This window comes from Variovorax sp. V93 (assembly GCF_041154485.1).
Taxonomy (GTDB): domain Bacteria; phylum Pseudomonadota; class Gammaproteobacteria; order Burkholderiales; family Burkholderiaceae_C; genus Variovorax; species Variovorax beijingensis_A.
This window is the reverse complement of sequence record NZ_AP028669.1, coordinates 5,017,458-5,037,126: the sequence shown is the minus strand read 5'-3', so window position 1 is coordinate 5,037,126 and position 19,669 is coordinate 5,017,458. Positions and strand designations below refer to the sequence as shown.

The following is a 19,669-nucleotide window of genomic DNA, read 5'->3' as shown; positions in this document are numbered from 1 at the left end:
GTGCATGCTGCCGGTGCGTCATTGTTTCAATAGAGGAAACACCGTGTCTCTGTTCCGCGTGATTTACACATGCCGTTCAGTTGGAAACTCGCCGCACAGGTGAGCACGAACGAATGAACGAGCGAGCCTGGTGGACGAACCATCCAACCAACACAAGGAATTGAAATGAAGACCTCGCACATCCTCGCCGCCGCTGCCCTGACCCTGCTGGCCGCCACCGGCGCCCAAGCCGAATCCTACGAAGGCGTGAACACCGCCGTCTCGACCAAGAGCCGCGACGAAGTCAACGCCGAAGCCGTGCGCACCGCATCGGCTCCCAACCAGAACGTGACCCGCGGTTCGCGCGGCCCGGAAACCGTCGCCGTGTCGAAGGACCGCGCGCTCGTCGAAGCCGAAGCCGTCCGCACCGCCTACGCTCCGGACCAGAACGTGACCTCGGGTTCGCGCGTCAACAGCAAGGTCGTCTCGACCATGCCCCACCCGATGGACGCACGTGTCCAGGCCCAGCAAGGCTCGGGCGCCGTCGCCAAGTAAGACCGGCGAAACCGCTGGCCCTCGCGGGTAAGCAAAAAAGCCACGCAATTGCGTGGCTTTTTTGCTTTGAAGCGGGACGGGGCCCTCAGCGCGTGCGCGCCAGGTAGCGCTTGCGCCAGAACACCAGCACCAGCAGCAGCGCGATCACCAGCATCGCGATCATGGCGATCCAGAAGCCATCCGCCTTGTGCACCAGCGGAATGAACTCGAAGTTCATGCCGAAGATGCCGGCAATGAGGTTGAGCGGCAGGAAGATGGCCGTCAGCACCGTGAGCACCCGCATGATGTCGTTGGCGCGGTGGCCCTGCACGCTGAAATGCATCTGCACCGCGGTTTCCGCGTTCTGTTCGAGCCGGTGCACGTGGTGCACCACGCGCTCGATGTGCTCGAGCACGTCGCGGCTTCGCACCATGATCAGTTCCCGCTCGCGCTGCTCCGCCTCGCCCTTGACCGGGGGCAGCGTCTCGAGCGAATCGATCCAGTCCTGGATGGCCGCGCGCTGGTCTTCGCAGATCTCGTCCAGGTGGTGCAGCGACTGCCGGGCTTCCATCAGCGCGCCCCAGTTGGTGAAGCGGCTGCGCGGATCGATCAGCTCGGTCTGCCAGTGGTCGAGCTGGCGCGTGAGTTCGCGGCGCATGTCCAGGTAGCCGTCGACGATCTGGTTGACGACGCGCAGCATCAGGTCGGCGGTGCCGGTGGGCACGCGGGCCGAGGTGGCGCGCACGTCGAGGGCGGGGGCGCCCTTGTCGTCCGGCGATCCCGCGGCGAGCAGCCGGGCGGCAAAGGCATCGCGCACCGCGCCGTCCTCGGGGTGCACCGACAGCAGCACGCGGTCGAACAGCGCGAAACCCACCGGGCGGGTGTCGACCCGGCGCAATACGGGAGGGCCGCGGCGCAACGGCGCGGGAAGGGGTGGCTCGCCGCCCGTGGTGCCCTTGCCGTTGCCCAGCGCCGCCTGGCCAGGGCCGCTCGAGAGGCGCCGGAACACCAGCACGTCATATTGCGAGGTGTAGTCGTAGTGCGACGGCAGCTGGTCGTTGAGCAGGTCCGCCACATGCAGGTCGACCAGCTGCGCCTGGCAGAGCGACTGCAGGATCTGCTGGACCTCGGACAGCGAGGCGCGGAATTCCTCGCGTGTGAGCGAAATCCAGAGATAGCCTTGCGCGGCACAGGCCCCGGGCAGTGCGAGAGGCGCCAGCGCCGGATGCTCGCTCACGCGCGAGCGGTCGATTTCGAAGATGCGCATGCGCTATTGTTTTTGCAGCAGCCGCGCGGCGTCGAGCGCAAAGTAGGTGAGCACGCCGTCAGCGCCGGCGCGCTTGAAGGCGAGCAGGCTCTCGAGCACCACCGCGTCGTGGTCGAGCCAGCCGTTCTGGGCTGCGGCCTTGAGCATCGCGTATTCGCCGCTCACCTGGTAGGCGAAGGTCGGCACGCGGAATTCGTCCTTCACGCGGCGCACGATGTCGAGGTACGGCATGCCGGGCTTGACCATCACCATGTCGGCGCCCTCGGCAATGTCGAGGCCGACCTCGCGCAGCGCCTCGTCGCTGTTGCCCGGGTCCATCTGGTAGACCTTCTTGTTGCTCTTGCCGAGTGTCGCGGCCGAGCCCACGGCGTCGCGGAACGGGCCGTAGAAGGCGCTCGCGTACTTGGCGCTGTAGGCCATGATGCGGGTATGGATGTCGCCGCGGGCCTCCAGCGCGGTGCGGATCGCGCCGATGCGGCCGTCCATCATGTCACTCGGCGCCACGATGTCGACGCCGGCTTGCGACTGTGTGAGCGCCTGCTTCACCAGCACTTCCACGGTGGCGTCGTTGAGGATGTAGCCGGTGTCGTCGAGCAGGCCGTCCTGCCCGTGGCTGGTGTAGGGGTCGAGCGCCACGTCGGTCATCACGCCGAGTTCCGGAAAGCGCGACTTGAGTGCCGCGACCACGCGCGGGATCAGCCCGTCGGGATTGAAGGCCTCGTCGCCCGCGGGCGTCTTGAGGCTGGCGTCGATCACCGGAAAAAGCGCCATCACCGGAATGCCGGCCTCCACGCACTGCTCTGCCACCGGCAGCAGCAGGTCGAGGCTCAGGCGATCCACGCCGGGCATCGACGCCACCGCGTCGCGTTTTTTCTCGCCTTCCTGCACGAACACCGGATAGATGAGATCGTGCGCCGTCAGCGCATGCTCCCTGACCAGGTTGCGGGTGAAGGTGTCGCGGCGCAGGCGGCGCGGGCGGCCGGCGGGATACATGGCAAAGGAAGATGGCGTCATAGGCGGAAAATTGTGCCTGAAGCCTCCACCCGTGCGCTGAGCGGCTGGCCAAGTGTTGTCCGACAACCCTCCGGACGCGTAGACCAAAGGTTCTCTTTTTTTGCGCGGAATTGTCAAAGAATCTGGCCCGAGCCGCTTGAAACTTTGTTTCGCCTTTGTTAAATTCAAAAGCGGGCGGTTTACCGCTCCCCGCTTTTCCTCCCTGAGCGGGTGCCTTGATGTGTGACAGCAAAAGGGCTTCCCAGCCCGACGTGAAGACGTCGGGCTTTTTTTTGCCCGCTGCATCCGCGCCGGCGCCAAAGCCCGGCGTGCATGGCGCGGCCCCGCCACTAAACTGGCCCCATGCTCTGGGTTAAATCTCTTCACATCGTCTTCATTGCCAGTTGGTTCGCGGGGTTGTTCTACCTCCCCCGGATCTTCGTCAACCTGGCGATGGTGCCGCCCGAGTCCGTGGCCGAACGCGAGCGCTTGCTTCTGATGGCACGCAAGCTGCTGCGCTTCACCACCTTCCTGGCCATTCCGGCGCTGGGTTTCGGCCTCTGGCTCTGGCTGGGCTATGGCATCGGGCGCGGCCCCGGCAACGGCTGGCTGCATGCCAAGCTGGCGCTGGTGCTGGCAGTGATCGGGTATCACCATGCCTGCGGCGTGCTGCTGCGCCGTTTCGTGGCCGGAGGTACCCAGCGCAACGACCGCTGGTACCGCTGGTTCAACGAACTGCCGGTGCTGCTGCTGCTCGGCATCGTGGTGCTGGTGGTCGTCAAGCCGTTCTGAGCCCGAAAGCCACGGTGGAGACACAGCACAAGTCCGCCGCGCTGCCCCTGGCGCTGGCCTACGCCGCGCTGATCGTCTATGCCAGCCTGTACCCGTTCGCCGACTGGCGCGACCAGGGCATCGCCCCCTGGGCCTACCTGTCGGCGTCGTGGCCCAAGTACTGGACGGGCTTCGATTTCGCGATCAACGTGGGCGGCTACGTTCCCTTCGGCTTCCTGTGTGCGCTGGCGGTGCTGCGAACGCGGCGCGACGCCAGCGTCTGGCGCGCGGTGCTGCGCGCCACGCTGGCCGGCGCGGCCGTGGCCTTTGCCATGGAAACGCTGCAGAGCTATCTGCCCGCGCGCATTCCCTCCAATGTCGACCTGGGCCTGAACAGCTCCGGCGCGCTGCTGGGGGCCCTGCTCGCGGCGGGGCTCGAACGGCTCGGCGCGGTGGCGCACTGGAGCCGCGCGCGCTCGCAGTGGTTCGTCGACGACTCGCGCGGCGCGCTGGTGCTGCTCGCGCTGTGGCCGTTGGCGCTGCTGTTCCCGGCCGCCGTCACCTTCGGGCTCGGCCAGGTGTTCGAGCGCCTCGAGGTCGCGGTCTCGGAGTGGCTGCTCGACACGCCTTTCATCGACTGGATGCCGCTGCGCCAGTTCGAGCTGGAGCCGCTGGTGCCGGCCGTCGAGCTGCTGTGCGTGATGCTCGGCGCCCTGGTGCCGTGCCTGCTGGCTTTCATGGTGACGCGCACGGTCGCCCGGCGTGCCGTGCTGCTGCCGCTCACGCTGCTGGCGGGCATCGGCGCCTCGGCGCTGTCGGCGGCGCTGAGCTACGGCCCCGAGCACGCATGGGCCTGGCTGGGCCTGCCGGTGCAGGTCGGCATCGCGACGGCACTCGTTGCCGGCGTGCTGTTGCTGGGAGCGCCGCGCCGGCTGTGCGCGGCCTTGCTGCTGGTGGCGCTGGTGATCCAGCTGAGCCTGCTGAACCAGGCGCCCGAGAGCGCCTATTTCGCGCAGACCCTCGCCACCTGGGAGCAGGGGCGCTTCATCCGCTTCCACGGCCTGGCGCAGTGGCTCGGGTGGCTGTGGCCGTTCGCGGTCCTTGCCTATGTGGTGGCGGCGCTGTCGCGGCGGGGGCGGCCGGCAGGCTGATGGCATCGCGGCGGGCGTCACTAAAATCTCCCGATGCCCAGTTCCTCTTCCGCCGCGCCGCGCGGCTACTACGGCCGCCACATCTTCTTCTGCCTGAACGAGCGCAAGAACGGGGAAGACTGCTGCGCCCTGCACAACGCCCAGGCAGGTTTCGACCGCTGCAAGGCGAAGGTCAAGGAGGCGGGACTGGCCGGTCCCGGCAAGGTGCGCGTCAACAAGGCAGGCTGCCTGGACCGCTGCGCCGGCGGCCCGGTGGCGGTGGTCTATCCCGAAGCGGTCTGGTACACCTTCGTCGATGCCGACGACATCGACGAGATCGTCGACTCGCACCTGAAGAACGGCCAGGTCGTCGAGCGCCTGCTGCTGCCTCCCGATGTCGGGCGCTGAACTTTTCGCGAAGTCCGGCGCTCGTACCCTGCGCCCGGACCCTCGCGGCCGGGTGCTTCCATTCCTCGCACCATGAATTCCCAGACCGAGAAGATCCGCCTCCAGGGCGCCGCCGGCGTCATCGAGGTGCAGCGCGACCAGCCGGCCGAGGCTGCGCGCGGCATCGCCGTGATCGCCCATCCGCATCCGCTGTTCGGCGGCACCATGGACAACAAGGTGGTGCAGACCCTGGCGCGCGCATTCGTCTCCTGCGGCTGGACCGCGGTGCGTTTCAACTTCCGCGGCGTGGGTGCGAGCGAAGGCGTGCACGACGAGGGGCGCGGCGAGTGCGAAGACATGCTGGACGTCGTCTCCCAGCTCGCGCCCCAAGGCCCGCTGGCGATTGCCGGCTTCTCGTTCGGCGCCTTCGTGGCAAGCTGCGCGGCCGAAAAGCTCTGGGCCGGCCGCGACCTGCGGCAGCTCGTGCTCGTTGGAACGGCGGCTTCGCGCTTTTCCGTCGCCACGCTGCCGGCCGAGGCGCACGAGCGCACGCTGGTGGTCCACGGCGAGGCCGACGACACGGTGCCGCTGGCGGCGGTCATGGACTGGGCGCGGCCGCAGTCACTGCCTGTCACGGTTATTCCGGGGGGCGGCCATTTCTTTCACGGACAATTGCCCCTCCTCAAAAGCCTGGTTGTCCGCCATCTGCGCGCGGGCGCCCCATGAAAAGCCTCACGGGCTTGTGTTTTCGTCTCCTCCCCGCTTCTCTCCTATTGCTCCCATGAATCGTTTTTTTGACGCGTTTCGCGCGCTGGTGCTGGCCGCCGCCGCATCGGCTTGCATGATCGCCGCTGCCCAGGTGCCGGCGCCGCCCGAGATCGCCGCGCGCAGCTACCTGCTGCTCGACGTCACGGCCAACCAGATCCTTGCGCAGAAGGACATCGACAGCCCGGTCGAACCGGCGTCGCTCACCAAGCTGATGTCGGCCTACATCGTGTTCGACGCGCTGCGCGCCAAGAAGATCACGCTGACCCAGACCATGCCGGTCAGCCAGCGCGCCTGGAAGATGCCCGGCTCGCGCATGTTCATCGATCCCAAGATGCAGGTGCCGGTCGAAGACCTGATCAAGGGACTGATCGTGCAGTCGGGCAACGACGCCACCGTGGCGCTGGCCGAAGGCGTGGGCGGCACCGTGGAGCATTTCGTCGAGCTCATGAACGCCCAGGCCAAGGCGCTGGGCATGAAGAACACCACCTACAAGAACCCCGAAGGCCTCACCGCGCCCGGCCACACCACCACGGCGCGCGACCTGAGCATTCTCGCGACGCGCCTGGTGCGCGACTTCCCCGAGGAAGCCAAGTACTACGCGATCAAGAAATACCGCTATCCCGGCACACCGTCGACCAACGACACCAACCGCAACCTGCTGCTGTTCCGCGACCCGACCGTCGACGGCCTGAAGACCGGCCACACCGAAGCGGCCGGCTACTGCATGATCGCCACCGCCAAGCGCGACTTCCCCAACCTGACCGGCGGGCGCCGGCTGCTGTCGATCGTGCTGGGCACCTCGGGGGAGACCGTGCGCGCGAACGAATCGCAAAAGCTCCTGAACTGGGGCTACACCGCCTATGACGCCGTGCGCCTGTTCGACGCCGGCCAGCCGGCCGCCACGCCGGCGGTCTGGAAAGGCAAGGCCAACACGCTCAAGCTGGGCCGCCCGGAAGCCATCGTGGTCGCGGTACCGACCGGTACCGCCAGCAAGATCAAGACCCAGGTGGCGCGTCCCGATCCGCTGGTGGCGCCGTTCACCAAGTACCAGCCGGTGGGCTCGCTCAAGGTGACCCTGGACGACCAGCCGCTGGCGGACGTGCCGCTGGTGGCGCTGGAAGGCGTCGAGCAGGCGGGCATCCTCGGCCGCGCCTGGGATGCCGTCCGGCTCTGGATCAAGTAAGGAAGGGCGCCAGGCAACGCCGGCCGACGCTGTCCTTGCCGTTTCAAGCCCGCCTGCTATACTCGTGGGCTTTTCGGAATTTTCCGAAGGGTTTCACGTTTTCGTTATTCCCGGTTTCCTTTTCTTGCGTCACGACAAGGCAGGGGCGGCTTCACAGCCAAAAGCCGGGTTGTTTTGGGACTAATTCATTCATGCCAACCATCAATCAACTGGTGCGTCAGGGTCGAACGGTCGAAAAGATCAATTCGAAGAGCCCTGCCATGCAGAACTCGCCGCAACGCCGCGGTGTCTGCACCCGCGTCTACACCACGACGCCCAAGAAGCCCAACTCGGCGCTTCGTAAAGTTGCCAAGGTCCGCCTGACCAACGGCTTCGAAGTCATCTCCTACATCGGCGGCGAAGGCCACAACCTGCAGGAACACAGCGTCGTGCTGGTTCGCGGCGGTCGTGTCAAGGACTTGCCCGGTGTTCGCTACCACATCGTGCGCGGCTCGCTCGACCTGCAAGGCGTGAAAGACCGCAAGCAGTCGCGCTCCAAGTACGGCGCGAAGCGTCCCAAGAAGGCTTAAGCCTTCCTGTTGCCAAAAAACAAACGGTGTTCGGTTGCCTTGGCGGGCACATCGAACGAAGTGACCCAATCCCGGGTCGAGTAAGTGAGAGTCCGGAATGGCTCTCGCGGTATCGGAAACGATGCCAACTGAAGCAAAGAGGTTAGAAAAATGCCACGTCGTCGCGAAGTCCCCAAACGTGAAATCCTGCCGGATCCCAAGTACGGCAATGTCGAGCTGTCGAAGTTCATGAACGTGATCATGGAAGGCGGCAAGAAGGCGATCGCCGAGCGCATCATTTATGGCGCGCTCGACTTCATCGAAAAGAAGAACCCCGACAAGGACCCGCTCGAGGCCTTCACCGTTGCCATCAACAACGTGAAGCCGATGGTCGAAGTCAAGTCGCGCCGCGTCGGCGGTGCCAACTACCAGGTGCCGGTCGAAGTGCGTCCCGTGCGCCGCCTGGCGCTCTCGATGCGCTGGATCAAGGAAGCTGCCCGCAAGCGCGGCGAGAAGTCGATGGCCCTGCGCCTGGCCAACGAACTCATGGAAGCCACGGAAGGCCGTGGCGGCGCCATGAAGAAGCGCGACGAAGTGCACCGCATGGCAGAAGCCAACCGGGCGTTCAGCCACTTCCGCTTCTAAGAATCAAACTTCGCTTGGGCGTTGGGTGTTGGGTTTCGGGCGGTGTCGCCCGTGCTCAAGGCCCAGCGCTCAACGCATTTAACCCGAAAGTAAATCATGTCCCGCAAGACCCCCATCGAGCGCTACCGCAACATCGGCATCTCCGCGCACATCGACGCCGGCAAGACCACGACGACCGAGCGCATCCTGTTCTACACCGGTGTGAACCACAAGATCGGGGAAGTGCACGATGGCGCCGCCACGATGGACTGGATGGAGCAGGAGCAGGAGCGTGGCATCACGATCACCTCGGCTGCCACCACCTGCTTCTGGAAGGGCATGGCCCAGAATTTCCCCGAGCACCGCATCAACATCATCGACACCCCCGGCCACGTGGACTTCACGATTGAAGTCGAGCGCTCGATGCGCGTGCTGGACGGCGCCGTCATGGTGTACGACGCCGTCGGCGGCGTGCAGCCCCAGTCGGAAACCGTCTGGCGCCAGGCCAACAAGTACAAGGTGCCGCGCCTTGCGTTCGTCAACAAGATGGACCGCACCGGCGCCAACTTCCTGCGCGTTCGCCAGATGATGATCGACCGCCTGAAGGCCAACCCGGTCGTGATCCAGATCCCGATCGGCGCCGAGGACAAGTTCCAGGGCATCGTCGACCTCGTGAAGATGAAGGCCATCATCTGGGACGAGGACAAGGGCGTGACCTTCACCTACGGCGAGATTCCGGCCGACCTGGTCGACGTCTGCAACGAATACCACGAGAAGCTCGTCGAAGCCGCCGCCGAAGCGAGCGAAGAGCTCATGAACAAGTACCTCGAAGGCGAGAAGCTCTCCGAGGAAGAAATCAAGAAGGCCATTCGCCAGCGCACCATCGCCGGCGAGATCCAGCCGATGCTGTGCGGCTCGGCCTTCAAGAACAAGGGCGTGCAAGCCATGCTCGACGCGGTCATCGAATACATGCCCGCACCGACCGACATCCCGCCGGTTTCCGGCACCGACGAAAGCGAAGCGCCGGTGGTGCGCAAGGCCGACGACGAAGAGAAGTTCTCGGCGCTCGCGTTCAAGCTGATGACCGACCCGTTCGTGGGCCAGCTGACCTTCGTGCGCGTCTATTCGGGCGTGCTGACCAAGGGCGACAGCGTCTACAACCCGGTGCGCGGCAAGAAGGAGCGCATCGGCCGGATCGTGCAGATGCACGCGAACAACCGCGAGGAAGTCAGCGAAATCCGTGCCGGCGACATCGCTGCGTGCGTGGGCCTGAAGGAAGTGACCACGGGCGAAACCTTGTGCGATCCGGATGCCGTCGTGACGCTCGAGCGCATGGTGTTCCCTGAATCGGTGATCTCGCAGGCCGTCGAGCCCAAGACCAAGGCCGACCAGGAAAAGATGGGCATCGCCCTGCAGCGCCTCGCGCAGGAAGACCCTTCGTTCCGCGTCAAGACCGACGAGGAATCGGGCCAGACCATCATTTCGGGCATGGGCGAGCTGCACCTCGAAATCATCGTGGACCGCATGAAGCGCGAGTTCGGCGTGGAAGCCAACGTCGGCAAGCCGCAGGTGGCCTACCGCGAAACGATCCGCAAGACCGTCGAAGAAGCCGAAGGCAAGTTCGTTCGCCAGTCGGGCGGCAAGGGCCAGTACGGCCACGTCGTGCTCAAGATCGAACCGCAGGAAGCCGGCAAGGGCTTCGAGTTCGTCGACGCCATCAAGGGCGGTGTGGTTCCCCGCGAATACATCCCCGCGGTGGAAAAGGGCGTTGTGGAAGCGCTGACGCAAGGCGTGCTGGCGGGCTACCCCGTCGTCGACGTCAAGGTCACGCTGCACTTCGGTTCGTACCACGATGTGGACTCGAACGAAATGGCGTTCAAGATGGCCGCGATCTTCGGTTTCAAGGAAGGCGCCCGCAAGGCCAACCCCGTGATCCTCGAGCCGATGATGGCCGTGGAAGTCGAAACCCCCGAAGACTACGCCGGCAACGTGATGGGCGACCTCTCGTCACGCCGCGGCATGGTGCAGGGCATGGACGACATGGTCGGTGGCGGCAAGGCCATCAAGGCCGAAGTGCCGCTGTCGGAAATGTTCGGCTACTCGACCACGCTGCGCTCGATGTCGCAAGGCCGCGCCACGTACACGATGGAGTTCAAGCACTACGCCGAAGCTCCCCGTAACGTGGCCGAAGCCATCGTGGCTGCTCGCGCAAAGTAAGTTTCAAGAATGCAGGGCCGCGCAGTGCGCGGCCCTCGTTGTCTGCGATCCGGTGCCGCCGCGTTCCCGTGCGAGGCGACCCAGCAATCGGATGCAGACATAAAACCAATACACGGGAATGCTCTTTCAAGGATTGAAAAATGGCAAAAGGTAAATTCACCCGCACCAAGCCGCACGTGAACGTGGGCACGATCGGTCACGTTGACCACGGCAAGACCACGCTGACTGCGGCCATCGCCACGGTGCTGTCGGCCAAGTTCGGCGGCGAAGCCAAGGCCTACGACCAGATCGACGCGGCGCCCGAAGAAAAGGCCCGCGGCATCACCATCAACACCGCCCACGTCGAGTACGAGACGGCCAACCGCCACTACGCCCACGTCGACTGCCCCGGCCACGCCGACTACGTCAAGAACATGATCACCGGCGCTGCCCAGATGGACGGCGCCATCCTCGTGTGCTCGGCCGCCGACGGCCCCATGCCCCAGACCCGTGAGCACATCCTGCTGGCGCGCCAGGTGGGCGTGGGCTACATCATCGTGTTCCTGAACAAGTGCGACATGGTGGACGACGCCGAGCTGCTCGAACTCGTCGAAATGGAAGTGCGCGAACTCCTCGACAAGTACGAATTCCCGGGCGACGACACCCCCATCATCCACGGCTCGGCCAAGCTCGCCCTGGAAGGCGACAAGGGCAAGCTCGGTGAAGAAGCCATCATGAAGCTGGCCGACGCCCTCGACACCTACATCCCGACGCCCGAGCGCGCCGTGGACGGCACCTTCCTGATGCCTGTGGAAGACGTGTTCTCGATCTCCGGCCGCGGCACCGTGGTGACCGGCGCCGTCGAGCGCGGCGTGATCAAGGTCGGCGAGGAAATCGAGATCGTGGGTATCCGCCCGACCGTCAAGACCACCTGCACCGGCGTGGAAATGTTCCGCAAGCTGCTGGACCAGGGCCAGGCGGGCGACAACGTGGGCGTGCTGCTGCGCGGCACCAAGCGCGAAGAAGTCGAGCGCGGCCAGGTGCTGTGCAAGCCCGGCTCGATCAAGCCGCACACGCACTTCACCGCCGAGGTGTATGTGCTGTCCAAGGACGAAGGTGGCCGTCACACGCCGTTCTTCAACAACTACCGTCCGCAGTTCTACTTCCGCACGACGGACGTGACCGGCGCGATCGAGCTGCCCAAGGACAAGGAAATGGTCATGCCTGGCGACAACGTCAGCATCACCGTGAAGCTGATCAACCCGATCGCGATGGAAGAAGGCCTGCGCTTCGCCATCCGCGAAGGCGGCCGCACCGTGGGTTCGGGCGTCGTGGCAAAGATCCTCGACATCTAAGCCGCACGCAAAGGAATCACCATGGCCACCAAGCAAAAAATCCGCATCCGCCTGAAGGCGTTCGACTACAAGCTGATCGACCAGTCGGCAGCCGAAATCGTTGATACCGCCAAGCGCACCGGCGCGATCGTCAAGGGCCCCGTGCCCCTGCCGACCCGCATGAAGCGTTTCGACATCCTGCGTTCGCCGCACGTCAACAAGACGTCGCGCGACCAGCTCGAGATCCGCACGCACCAGCGCCTGATGGACATCGTCGACCCGACCGACAAGACCGTGGACGCGCTGATGAAGCTCGACCTGCCGGCCGGCGTGGACGTCGAGATCAAGCTGCAGTAAGCCGGCCTCGCGCTGCGTTTCCTGAAAAGCCCGCTTGCAGAAATGCAAGCGGGCTTTTTTCATTTGTCTCCCAACTATGGCATCCTCGCGCACCGGTATTCTTCAGGGCAAGCAGGGGCCGGGACTGAAACGAGGGCGGTACACGCTATGAGCTACAAGAACTCTTCTGCATGGATCGCGGTATGTGTTGCTGCGGCGCTGCTGGCCGGCTGCGGTGGCGGTGGCGGTGGCGGTGGCGGTGGCGGAGGTGGGGGAGGTGGCGGCGGCCTGGCCGGCTTCCCGCTGCCGGTGGCGGGTCCGGTGACCCTGAGCGGTACGGCCACCTATGAATCCGTGCCGAATCCGAACGGCACCCTGGTCTATGCCAGTTCGGCCCCCAGGCCCGTGCGAGGGGCCAGTGTGGAAGTGCTCAATGCGGCAACGTCCGCGCAACTGGCCACGGCCACCACCGACGATAACGGCGCCTATGCGGTGTCCGTGCCCGCGAACACGGCGATCGCGGTGCGGGTCAAGGCCCAGCTGGTTCGAAGTGGCCCGGGTGCAAGCTGGGATGTGACGGTGCGCGACAACACGCGCTCCGGCGGCCTCTACACCATGCAGAGTCCCACCTTCTCGTCGGGCGTGGTCGCCTCGGTGCGCGACCTCCACGCACCTTCGGGCTGGGGTGGCTCGAGCTACACCGGGGACCGGGTGGCGGCGCCGTTCGCCGTACTCGATACGGTCTACACCGCGATGCAGAAAGTGGTGTCGGTTGCGCCTGCAACGGCGTTTCCGGCATTGCGCGTGTTCTGGAGTCCCAACAATGCGCCCTCCCCTGGCAGTGTGGCGGCGGGGCAGATCGGCACCACCTTCTTCGTCGACAGAGGCAGCAACGGCCGAGAAATCTACGTGTTGGGCAAGGAAGACGTCGACACCGATGAATACGACACTTCAGTGATCGCCCATGAATGGGGGCACTACTACCAGTCCGCCTTCAGCCGCGACGACTCGATGGGCGGGGACCACAGCCAGAGCCAGCGTACCGATCGCCGGCTCGCGTTCTCGGAAGGCTGGGGCAATGCCTGGTCGGGCATTGCGCTCGGGCGCCGGAACTATGTCGATTCGGGCGGCGCGCAACAGGCGTCCGCTGAGGAGCGCATCAATATCGACCTTTCCGCCGGTGCGGCAACTCAGCCGGGCTGGTACCGCGAGACCTCGATCCAGTCGATTTTCTGGAACCTCAACCAGCAGGTCGGCTTCAAGCCGATCCACGACACGCTGACCGGCTTCCAGTTCAGGAGCGGCGCGGCGGTCACCTCGATCCATCCTTTCTCGGCGGCCTTCAACGCGACCGCCCCGGGCAGCGCCCAGGCCCTGGCCACCTTGCTCGCCGGGCAGAGCATCAACGCGACGGACAATGATCCGTTCGGCGGTGCCGAAACGAACGACGGCGGGTATCCGGTCACAATCCCGATGTACAAGGCGGCGACCGTGGGCGGCGGGGTGACCCAGGCCTGCGTTTCCAACGACGCCGGCACGGGCAACAAGCTCGGCAACTTCTCCTATGTTCGTTTCATTGCGCCTGCCAACCGCAGCTACCAGATCGTCGTGAATGGCGGTCCGTCGGGATCCAATCCCGATTTCGACATCTTCAGGGGCGGCCTGATTGCCCGCACCGGCAATACGGTCAGCCTGTCGGCTGGCGAGTACGTTCTGGCAGTGACGGACCTCAGCAGTCTCGACGCATGCTTCAACGTCTCCATTCAGTAGCAAGAAAGGCCGCCATGAACATCCGATCGAATTCGATGATGGCCCTCGCGTGCCTCGCACTGGCAACGCTGTCGGCGCCGGCCGCGGCCGACGGCGAGCCTGCGTCGCGCAACGCCGGGCATCCGGCGTCGCCACGCCATGCCGCCCCGATGACCGCGGCGCCGCAAAAGCCCGGCGGCGCCGGCGTCAAGCTCGAATATCGGCTCGATGGCGCACCGAAACTGGGCCAGGCCACGCCTGTGATGCTGCAATTCGAGGGCGTGACGGAGGCCGAGGGTGCCACGGTCCGCCTGAGCGCCGACAAGGGGCTGGCCCTTCAGGGAAGCAGCACCCTCGTGCTGCCGGCCGGCAAGCGGACCACGGCCACCGTCCTCGTGGTGAGCGAGACCGAGGGGCTGGCCTACCTCAATGTGTTCATCAAGCAGGGCGGCGCCTCGAGCGTGGTTTCGGTCCCCATCCAGACCGGCACGGCGGCGCCAACCCTGAAGTCCAGCGGCGAAATGAAGACCACGCCAGGTGGCGACAGCATCATCACGATGCCTGTCAAATAGGCCGGAAGCCTGTAAAACCAGGGGGCGGGGCGCCCTTCGGGCCGCTTCGCAGTGCAGCTTGCACTGCGCCCGCCTCGCGGGCTATAATCGCTGGCTCTGCCCTTCGTGCGTCCATTTGGGCGCCGTGAGAGCCGAGATTTATCAACCTTCTTCCGCTGTTCGGGGAAACCCGGCAAACGCTGTCGCCAATTGAAGTGGCAGCGGCGAAGGAAGCTTCCATTTTTGGAGAAAACAAATGAGTCTGAGCAACTCCCTCGGGTTGCTGGGCCGCAAGGTGGGGATGATGCGTCTCTTCACCGATGACGGGGACGCAGTTCCTGTCACGGTGGTGGATGTGTCCAACAACCGTGTGACCCAGATCAAGTCGCAAGAGACCGACGGCTACGTCGCACTGCAAGTGACGTTCGGTTCGCGCAAGGCATCGCGCGTGACCAAGCCGCAAGCCGGCCACCTCGCCAAGGCGGGTGTCGAAGCTGGTGAAATCATCCGCGAATTCCGCGTGACCGCCGATACCGCTGGCCAGCACAAGCCGGGCGCCGTGATCGCCGCGAGCAGCGTGTTCTCGGTGGGCCAGAAGGTCGACGTGCAAGGCACTTCGATCGGCAAGGGCTACGCCGGCACCATCAAGCGCCACAACATGAGCTCGCAACGCGCGTCGCACGGCAACAGCCGTTCGCACAACGTTCCCGGCTCGATCGGCATGGCACAAGACCCCGGTCGCGTGTTCCCCGGCAAGCGCATGACGGGCCACCTCGGCGACGTCACCAAGACCACGCAGAACCTCGATGTCTTCCGCATCGACGAAGCGCGTCAACTGTTGCTCATCAAGGGCGCGATCCCGGGTTCGAAGGGTGGCTTCGTCACCGTGCGTCCCGCCATCAAGGCCAAGCCGCAAGCGGCTGAAGGAGCGAAGTAATGCAACTCGAACTCCTGAACGAACAGGGCCAGGCCGCGTCGAAGTACGACGCCCCCGAGACCGTGTTCGGCCGTGACTACAACGAAGACCTGGTCCACCAGATCGTCGTTGCGTTCCAGGCCAACGCCCGCCAAGGCACGCGCGCCCAGAAGGACCGCGAGCAGGTCAAGCACTCGACCAAGAAGCCTTTCAAGCAAAAGGGAACGGGCCGCGCCCGTGCCGGTATGACGTCCTCGCCGCTGTGGCGCGGGGGTGGCCGGATCTTCCCGAACATGCCTGACGAAAACTTCTCGCAGAAGATCAACAAGAAGATGTACCGCGCCGGCATGGCCGCCATCTTCTCGCAGCTCGCTCGCGAAGGCCGTCTGGCCGTGGTGGATTCGCTGACCGTGGATTCGCCCAAGACGAAGCCGCTGGCAGCCCGTTTCAAGGCGATGAATCTCGAGTCCGTGCTCGTGATCGCCGAAGAAGTCGACGAAAACCTGTACCTTGCCTCGCGCAATCTGGTCAACATTCTCGTGGTCGAACCCCGCTACGCCGATCCGGTGTCGCTGGTCCACTACAAGAAGGTGCTGGTCACCAAGGGTGCCGTCGACAAGCTCAAGGAGATGTTCGCATGAGCCGCGTGAACCCTACCGCCGCTGAACGTACGTTCGAAGAAGGCCGCCTGATGGCGGTGCTGGTCGCCCCGATCGTGTCCGAAAAGGCCACGATGGTCGGCGAGAAGTCGAACGCTGTCACTTTCAAGGTGCTGCAAGACGCCACCAAGCCCGAGATCAAGGCCGCTGTCGAACTGATGTTCAAGGTCGAAGTCCAGGGCGTGTCGGTGCTCAACACCAAGGGCAAGACCAAGCGCTTTGGCAAGTCCATCGGCCGCCGCGACAACGTTCGCAAGGCCTATGTGACGCTGAAGCCCGGTCAAGAGCTCAACCTCGTCGGGGAAGGCGCTTAATCATGGCCGTCATCAAGATGAAACCCACTTCGCCGGGCCAACGTGGCGCGGTGAAGATCTCGCGGGACCACCTGTTCAAGGGTGCTCCTCACGCGCCTCTGCTGGAACCCCAGTTCCAGAAGGCCGGCCGCAACAACAACGGCCACATCACGATCCGTCATCGTGGCGGCGGTGCCAAGCACCACTACCGCGTTGTCGACTTCGTGCGCAACAAGGACGGCATCCCGGCCAAGGTCGAACGCATCGAGTACGACCCGAACCGTACCGCCCACATCGCCCTGGTCTGCTACGCCGACGGCGAGCGCCGCTACATCATCGCCCCGCGCGGTCTTGAGGCTGGTGCAACGCTGCTGAGCGGTTCGGAAGCCCCGATCCGCGCCGGCAACACGCTGCCGATCCGCAACATTCCGGTCGGCTCGACGATCCACTGCATCGAACTGCAGCCCGGCAAGGGCGCGCAGATCGCGCGTTCGGCCGGCACGTCGGCCACGCTGCTGGCTCGCGAAGGCGTCTACGCCCAGGTCCGCATGCGTTCGGGTGAGGTGCGCCGCATCCACATCGAATGCCGCGCCACCATCGGTGAAGTCGCTAACGAAGAGCACAGCCTGCGCCAACTCGGCAAGGCCGGTGTAAAGCGCCACATGGGTATTCGCCCGACCGTTCGCGGCGTGGTGATGAACCCGGTCGACCACCCGCACGGTGGTGGCGAAGGCAAGACCGGCGAAGGCCGCCATCCTGTCGACCCGTGGGGCAACCTGACCAAGGGCTACCGTACCCGTAACAACAAGCGCACGCAGGTCTTCATCGTGTCGCGCCGCAAGAAGTAAGGGATAGCAAATGACTCGCTCTCTCAAAAAGGGTCCGTTTGTTGACCATCACCTCGTGGCCAAGGCCGACAAGGCCGTGACGACGAAGGACAAGAAGCCGATCAAGACCTGGTCGCGCCGCTCGATGGTTCTGCCCGAGTTCATCGGCCTGACCATTGCCGTGCACAACGGCAAGCAGCACGTGCCTGTCTACATCACCGACCAGATGGTCGGCCACAAGCTCGGCGAATTTGCGCTCACGCGCACGTTCAAGGGGCACCCCGCGGACAAGAAAGTCCAGAAGAAGTAAGGAACGACCATGTCTGAAACACGTGCAGTCCTCCGCGGTGTCCGCCTCTCGGTCGACAAGGGCCGTCTGGTCGCTGACCTGATCCGCGGCAAGAAGGTTGATCAAGCGCTCAACGTTCTGCAATTCACGCAGAAGAAGGCCGCTGTGATCATCAAGAAGGTGCTCGAGTCGGCAATTGCCAACGCCGAGCACAACGATGGCGCCGATATCGACGAACTGAAGGTCAAGACCATCTACGTCGAACAGGGCGCAACGCTCAAGCGCTTCACCGCGCGAGCCAAGGGTCGCGGTAACCGCATCAGCAAGCCCACGTGCCATGTGTACGTGACGGTTGGCAACTAAGAACGCCTGGAAGAAATATGGGACAGAAAATCCATCCGACCGGCTTCCGCCTTGCGGTTACCCGTAACTGGTCCAGCCGCTGGTACGCAAGCGACCGCGATTTCGCGGGCATGCTGGCCGAAGACATCAAGGTCCGCGAATACCTCAAGAAGAAGCTGAAGAACGCTTCGGTGTCGCGCGTCATGATCGAGCGTCCCGCCAAGAACGCGCGCATCACGATCTACTCGGCTCGTCCGGGCGTCGTGATCGGCAAGAAGGGCGAAGACATCGAGAACCTCAAGCGCGAACTGGGCAAGCAGCTCGGCGTGCCGGTGGCAGTGAACATCGAAGAAGTGCGCAAGCCCGAAATCGATGCCCAGCTGATCGCCGACAGCATCACGCAGCAGCTCGAAAAGCGGATCATGTTCCGCCGCGCCATGAAGCGCGCCATGCAGAACGCCATGCGTCTGGGTGCCCAGGGCATCAAGATCATGTCGGCTGGCCGCCTGAACGGCATCGAAATTGCCCGTACCGAGTGGTATCGCGAAGGCCGCGTGCCCCTCCACACGCTGCGCGCCGACATCGACTACGGCACCTCGGAAGCCAAGACCACCTACGGCGTCATTGGCGTCAAGGTCTGGGTCTACAAGGGCGACACGCTGGGCCGCAACGACCTGCCGGCCGTCGAGACGCCGCGTCCGGACGACGAGCGTCGTCCGCGTGGTCCGCGCCGCGATGGCCGCCCGGGTGGCGACCGTCCGGGTTCGGACCGCCGTGGTCCCGGCCCGCGCGCCGGTGCCCGTGGCCCGATCGGTGGCAACACCGCCCCGGCCGACGGCAGCGACAAGCCCGCAGAAGCCACTGGCGCAGCCCCCGCTGCTCCGGGTGCAGACTCGAAACCCGCCGTTAAGCGCGTCCGCAAAGCCGCGCCAGCTGCAGCAGCTGACGGTGCCAAGACCGAGTGATCGGTCTTAGAACTACGGAGTATTAAAAATGCTGCAACCTGCACGCAGAAAGTTCCGCAAGGAACAAAAGGGCCGCAACACCGGCGTCGCAACCCGGGGCAACTCGGTTGCCTTCGGTGACTTCGGTCTCAAATGCACCGACCGCGGCCGCCTCACGGCGCGCCAGATCGAAGCCGCTCGCCGCGCGATTTCGCGTCACGTGAAGCGTGGTGGCCGTATCTGGATCCGCGTGTTCCCGGACAAGCCGATCTCTACCAAGCCCGCCGAAGTGCGGATGGGTAACGGTAAGGGCAACCCCGAGTACTACGTCGCTGAAATCCAGCCTGGCAAGATCGTGTTCGAGATCGTCGGCGTGCCCGAAGAACTCGCCCGCGAAGCGTTCCGCCTGGCCGCCGCCAAGCTTCCGCTGCGTACGACCTTCGTCGCTCGCCAGCTCGGCGCCTGAGAGGAGAACATCCATGGCAACACGTAAGAAAAAAGAAACCGCGGCTCCGGCCAAGGTGACCAAGGCTGCAACCCTGCGCACGAAGGACGTCGCAGGCCTGCAAGCCGAGATCAAGGACCTGCAGAAGGCCCATTTCGGCCTGCGCATGCAGAAAGCCACGCAACAGCTGTCGAACACCTCGACGCTGCGCGTGACGCGCCGCGACATCGCGCGCGCCAAGACCATTCTTGCTCAGAAGCAGCAAGAAACCCAAGCCGCCAAGTAAGGAGTGAACATGACGGAAGCTAAAAAATCCCTCAAGCGCACCTTGATCGGCAAGGTGGTCAGCGACAAGCGTGCCAAGACCGTGACCGTGCTGGTCGAGCGCCGTGTGAAGCACGAGCTCTACGGCAAGATCGTGGCCAAGACGAGCAAGTACCACGCTCATGACGAAAAGGGCGAGTACAAGCTGGGCGACACCATCGAGATCACGGAAAGCCGTCCGATCTCGAAGACCAAGAACTGGGTCGTGACCCGCCTGGTCGAGAAGGCCGTGCTGGTCTGATCACCGGCTGATCGACCTCTCGGGAAGCCTCTCGAAGGC

The 19,669-nt window shown here is 64.6% G+C and carries 25 protein-coding genes; 23 read left to right on the top strand and 2 right to left on the bottom strand.

Annotation, left to right across the window (positions count from 1 at the left end):
• Window positions 1-165: 165 nt before the first annotated feature.
• Entirely contained in the window at window positions 166-534 is a 369-nt protein-coding gene (locus ACAM54_RS23930) for a DUF4148 domain-containing protein (protein ID WP_369649148.1), read from the top strand.
• 85 nt (window positions 535-619) lie between these two features.
• On the opposite strand, the gene ACAM54_RS23925 is transcribed toward ACAM54_RS23930, so the two are convergent.
• Together ACAM54_RS23925 and hemB are read right to left on the bottom strand one after the other, a co-directional pair.
• The gene (locus tag ACAM54_RS23925; protein WP_145739582.1) at window positions 620-1,780 is read right to left on the bottom strand and encodes a magnesium transporter CorA family protein; all 1,161 of its coding nucleotides are present in this window, start codon (window positions 1,778-1,780) and stop codon (window positions 620-622) included.
• 3 nt (window positions 1,781-1,783) lie between these two features.
• The gene (gene hemB / locus ACAM54_RS23920; protein ID WP_145740538.1) at window positions 1,784-2,773 is read right to left on the bottom strand and encodes a porphobilinogen synthase; all 990 of its coding nucleotides are present in this window, start codon (window positions 2,771-2,773) and stop codon (window positions 1,784-1,786) included.
• 363 nt (window positions 2,774-3,136) lie between these two features.
• Here hemB and ACAM54_RS23915 point away from each other — a divergent pair, with 363 nt between their 5' ends.
• The 22 genes from ACAM54_RS23915 to rpsQ all read left to right on the top strand — a co-directional run bounded on the left by ACAM54_RS23915 (window position 3,137) and on the right by rpsQ (window position 19,630).
• Complete coding sequence (locus tag ACAM54_RS23915) at window positions 3,137-3,565, top strand: CopD family protein (RefSeq protein WP_015867675.1); 429 nt, start codon at window positions 3,137-3,139, stop codon at window positions 3,563-3,565.
• Between the two features lie 14 nt (window positions 3,566-3,579).
• Entirely contained in the window at window positions 3,580-4,695 is a 1,116-nt protein-coding gene (locus ACAM54_RS23910; protein ID WP_369649147.1) for a VanZ family protein, read from the top strand.
• Window positions 4,696-4,728: 33 nt separating this feature from the next.
• On the top strand, window positions 4,729-5,082 hold the full coding sequence (locus tag ACAM54_RS23905) for a ferredoxin (RefSeq protein WP_015867673.1): 354 nt from the start codon (window positions 4,729-4,731) through the stop codon (window positions 5,080-5,082).
• A gap of 72 nt (window positions 5,083-5,154) precedes the next feature.
• A complete protein-coding gene (locus tag ACAM54_RS23900) occupies window positions 5,155-5,787 on the top strand; it encodes an alpha/beta hydrolase (RefSeq protein ID WP_369649146.1) in 633 nt (210 codons plus the stop codon).
• Between the two features lie 55 nt (window positions 5,788-5,842).
• Entirely contained in the window at window positions 5,843-7,012 is a 1,170-nt protein-coding gene (locus ACAM54_RS23895) for a D-alanyl-D-alanine carboxypeptidase family protein (protein WP_145739587.1), read from the top strand.
• Between the two features lie 191 nt (window positions 7,013-7,203).
• A complete protein-coding gene (rpsL, locus tag ACAM54_RS23890; RefSeq protein WP_013543948.1) occupies window positions 7,204-7,581 on the top strand; it encodes a 30S ribosomal protein S12 in 378 nt (125 codons plus the stop codon).
• A gap of 150 nt (window positions 7,582-7,731) precedes the next feature.
• Window positions 7,732-8,205 (top strand): 30S ribosomal protein S7, encoded by a 474-nt coding sequence (rpsG, locus tag ACAM54_RS23885; RefSeq protein ID WP_013543947.1) that lies wholly within the window; start codon window positions 7,732-7,734, stop codon window positions 8,203-8,205.
• Between the two features lie 96 nt (window positions 8,206-8,301).
• A complete protein-coding gene (gene fusA / locus ACAM54_RS23880) occupies window positions 8,302-10,401 on the top strand; it encodes an elongation factor G (protein WP_369649145.1) in 2,100 nt (699 codons plus the stop codon).
• A gap of 140 nt (window positions 10,402-10,541) precedes the next feature.
• Window positions 10,542-11,735, top strand: coding sequence for an elongation factor Tu (gene tuf, locus ACAM54_RS23875; protein WP_369649144.1), 1,194 nt, complete (start codon window positions 10,542-10,544; stop codon window positions 11,733-11,735).
• Window positions 11,736-11,756: 21 nt separating this feature from the next.
• Window positions 11,757-12,071: a 30S ribosomal protein S10 gene (rpsJ, locus tag ACAM54_RS23870; protein WP_007838118.1), complete on the top strand. Its 315-nt coding sequence runs from the start codon at window positions 11,757-11,759 to the stop codon at window positions 12,069-12,071.
• Window positions 12,072-12,218: 147 nt separating this feature from the next.
• On the top strand, window positions 12,219-13,820 hold the full coding sequence (locus ACAM54_RS23865) for a hypothetical protein (protein WP_369649143.1): 1,602 nt from the start codon (window positions 12,219-12,221) through the stop codon (window positions 13,818-13,820).
• A gap of 14 nt (window positions 13,821-13,834) precedes the next feature.
• Entirely contained in the window at window positions 13,835-14,371 is a 537-nt protein-coding gene (locus ACAM54_RS23860; RefSeq protein WP_369649142.1) for a hypothetical protein, read from the top strand.
• A gap of 235 nt (window positions 14,372-14,606) precedes the next feature.
• Window positions 14,607-15,287, top strand: coding sequence for a 50S ribosomal protein L3 (gene rplC / locus ACAM54_RS23855; RefSeq protein WP_145739596.1), 681 nt, complete (start codon window positions 14,607-14,609; stop codon window positions 15,285-15,287).
• Entirely contained in the window at window positions 15,287-15,907 is a 621-nt protein-coding gene (gene rplD, locus ACAM54_RS23850; RefSeq protein WP_013543942.1) for a 50S ribosomal protein L4, read from the top strand. Before rplC ends, rplD begins: the two co-directional genes overlap by 1 nt.
• Complete coding sequence (gene rplW, locus ACAM54_RS23845) at window positions 15,904-16,239, top strand: 50S ribosomal protein L23 (protein WP_007838129.1); 336 nt, start codon at window positions 15,904-15,906, stop codon at window positions 16,237-16,239. The genes rplD and rplW overlap by 4 nt, the downstream gene beginning before the upstream one ends.
• Window positions 16,240-16,241: 2 nt before the next feature.
• Window positions 16,242-17,066, top strand: a complete 825-nt coding sequence (rplB, locus tag ACAM54_RS23840; RefSeq protein WP_015867666.1) for a 50S ribosomal protein L2 — start codon at window positions 16,242-16,244, stop codon at window positions 17,064-17,066.
• Between the two features lie 10 nt (window positions 17,067-17,076).
• Complete coding sequence (rpsS, locus tag ACAM54_RS23835) at window positions 17,077-17,355, top strand: 30S ribosomal protein S19 (RefSeq protein WP_007838132.1); 279 nt, start codon at window positions 17,077-17,079, stop codon at window positions 17,353-17,355.
• Window positions 17,356-17,364: 9 nt separating this feature from the next.
• Window positions 17,365-17,697: a 50S ribosomal protein L22 gene (gene rplV, locus ACAM54_RS23830; protein WP_007838134.1), complete on the top strand. Its 333-nt coding sequence runs from the start codon at window positions 17,365-17,367 to the stop codon at window positions 17,695-17,697.
• A 17-nt stretch (window positions 17,698-17,714) separates the two neighbouring features.
• Entirely contained in the window at window positions 17,715-18,641 is a 927-nt protein-coding gene (rpsC, locus tag ACAM54_RS23825; protein WP_015867665.1) for a 30S ribosomal protein S3, read from the top strand.
• Window positions 18,642-18,669: 28 nt separating this feature from the next.
• Window positions 18,670-19,086: a 50S ribosomal protein L16 gene (gene rplP, locus ACAM54_RS23820; protein ID WP_015867664.1), complete on the top strand. Its 417-nt coding sequence runs from the start codon at window positions 18,670-18,672 to the stop codon at window positions 19,084-19,086.
• 55 nt (window positions 19,087-19,141) lie between these two features.
• Complete coding sequence (gene rpmC / locus ACAM54_RS23815; protein ID WP_026284221.1) at window positions 19,142-19,351, top strand: 50S ribosomal protein L29; 210 nt, start codon at window positions 19,142-19,144, stop codon at window positions 19,349-19,351.
• Window positions 19,352-19,360: 9 nt separating this feature from the next.
• Window positions 19,361-19,630, top strand: coding sequence for a 30S ribosomal protein S17 (gene rpsQ, locus ACAM54_RS23810; protein WP_015867662.1), 270 nt, complete (start codon window positions 19,361-19,363; stop codon window positions 19,628-19,630).
• Window positions 19,631-19,669 lie beyond the last annotated feature (39 nt).